Raw genomic sequence first — 1,568 nt, 5'->3', positions numbered from 1 at the left:
GGTCCGGTAGCGGGTGGTGGCCGGTGGCGGGAGGTACCCGCCTTCCATGAGCAGGGGCCGGATCTCACGGACAACGTTGCCGATCAAGGACCGGCTCACGTCGCCCAGCGCGTCGGCGAGGACGTCCAGCGTGCAGAGCTTGCGCAGGTAGAGGATGGCGAGGATGACGCGTTCTTTGTCGCCGATCTTCTGGGGGAAGATGCCGCCGCGGCTGCCCGGCTGGCGGTCGGCGCCCCGGCGCTGGTAGGAGGCGCGTTCTATCTGAGCGAGTTGGCGTGGGGCGAGGCGCCGGGCGAGTGTGTCGAGGTCCTCGCGGGACATGCCGGTCAGGCGCGGATGGGACAGGCTCTCCATGATCTGGGTGCGCGGCGGAGTCGTTGCCGTGTCGAGGTAGGCCGGCAGCTCGGCCTCGGTGGTGAAACGGGTGGGGGCGTATCCGGGCTGGTGGCCGTGGTCCTCCAGGACGCGCCGGGTCTCGGCGACGAGGTGGCCGATGCAGTTGGGGGTGACCTCCAGCATGTCGCTCAGCAGCTTCATCGAGCAGACCTGCCGCTGGTAGAGGAGGGTGAGTATCACCCGGGCCGCGTCGTCGAACACCGGCTTGCTGCCGCGCAGTTTGCCGATGGCCCGACGGGCGCGTCCGCCGCGCTGTTCGCTGTAGCGTTCTTGAGCCCGCGCGGCCTGGAGTGGGGCCAACTCGGCGCACAAGTCCGCGAGTTGTGTGCTGCTCAGTCCTGTCAGCCGCGGGTCGGTCAGACGGGCCAGGAGTGAGTGGCGCCGGTCGGCGACGCCGTGCGCCTCACCGACAGCGGGCTGGGCCTGCGCCGAGGCGGGTTCGGGCAGCAGGGTGTAGTTCCACTGGCCGTGCACCTCGTGCTTGACCAGGGGCAGGGCGGCGAAGCGGTCCTTGCTGATCGCAATGCCTGTGGGGTAGTCGCCGCGGTCCAGGCGGGCCTCGACACGCAGTCCGGCCCGGGTCCGGGTGGCTGCGATCGTCTCGATAACGACATCGTGGCTGGTCAGGGGGCGACCACGCCAGTTGTGAGTGATGTGGGAGAACAGCCGGTGCTCGATCTTGTTCCACTTCGAAGTGCCCGGCGGGAAGTGGCAGACCGTGATCGCCAGGCCGGTCTCGGCGGCCAGCGCGGCCAGCTCACTTTTCCAGACTCGGTAGCGGTAGCCGTTGGAGCCGCCGGCGTCCGCGGTGATCAGCAGCCGGGTGGCCTGCGGATGGTCGTCGTGCCCGCGCGCCTTCCACCAGCGGCGGATCGACTCGACGGCGAAGGTGGAGGTGTCGTGGTCGACCCCGACGTTGACCCAGCCGGTGTTGTGGGCGATGTCGTAGATTCCGTACGGGATCGCCTGCTCGACGTCCGGACCGCTGAAGAAGAAGTGATGGTCCTCCACCCGCACCGGGTCGCCCTTGGGTCGCCACTCGCGTCCGGCCATGGGCAGGCGTCCGATCTGCTCGCGCTTCTTGGTGTCCACGCTGATCACCGGCTCGCCTGCTGACTGGTGTTGTTTGACCTGTTCGTTGAGGTAGTGGAACTGGGCGTCGCGGTCGGGAT

General features: G+C 68.8%; 1 protein-coding gene. It reads right to left on the bottom strand.

Going from position 1 to position 1,568, the window contains the following annotated elements:
- Nucleotides 1–1,568 (bottom strand): ISAzo13 family transposase (locus AB0N14_RS40095; protein ID WP_366030606.1); only part of this gene is annotated, 1,568 nt, incomplete at both ends.

This window comes from Streptomyces sp. NPDC051104, from assembly GCF_040682835.1.
Lineage (GTDB): Bacteria > Actinomycetota > Actinomycetes > Streptomycetales > Streptomycetaceae > Streptomyces > Streptomyces cynarae.
Note: the sequence above shows the minus strand (reverse complement) of the source record. Positions and strands in the feature narration are given on the sequence as shown.